At 62.4% G+C, this 542-nt stretch carries 2 protein-coding genes; one reads left to right on the top strand and one right to left on the bottom strand.

What is annotated here, in order from left to right:
- Positions 1–235: hypothetical protein (locus VW35_RS15330; protein ID WP_046143978.1), on the bottom strand; the 235-nt coding region annotated here is incomplete at its 3' end.
- 72 nt (positions 236–307) lie between these two features.
- On the opposite strand from VW35_RS15330, the gene VW35_RS15335 reads away from it, so the two are divergent.
- A partial coding sequence (locus VW35_RS15335) for a hypothetical protein (RefSeq protein WP_046143977.1) occupies positions 308–542 on the top strand: 235 nt, incomplete at its 3' end.

Genomic DNA, 542 nt, shown 5'->3' with positions numbered 1-542 from the left:
ATGCTGGGGCGTCAGTCAGAAGGCCGGAGCGTTGCCAGCTATATGCGCTATTGGCAGCGGTGTCGGCCGCGGCGAAGGCTTCGGCAGGCGTACCAGCCCAACCGACCTGATCCTGTGCCAGCGATACCCCGCCGCTCAAATCGCGGGCAAGGGTCGCGAAATCAGTCGTGCCCTGCGCAAAGGCCGCGCAGGTCATGACGAGAAGGAGAAGGGGCGTTAGGACGATCTTTAGCATGGCTTGAGCTCCATGTCTTGGGAAAGGCGATGAGGGCCCTCATCGCCTTTCCCAAGACATGGAGCTCAAGCCATGCTAAAGATCGTCCTAACGCCCCTTCTCCTTCTCGTCATGACCTGCGCGGCCTTTGCGCAGGGCACGACTGATTTCGCGACCCTTGCCCGCGATTTGAGCGGCGGGGTATCGCTGGCACAGGATCAGGTCTGTTGCGCGGGTACGCCTGCCGAAGCCTTCGCCGCGGCCGACACCGCTGCCAATAGCGCATATAGCTGGCAACGCTCCGGCCTTCTGACTGACGCCCCAGCAT

The organism is Devosia soli (assembly GCF_000970455.1).
GTDB lineage: Bacteria > Pseudomonadota > Alphaproteobacteria > Rhizobiales > Devosiaceae > Devosia > Devosia soli.
This window is presented reverse-complemented; position numbering and strand designations above follow the sequence as displayed.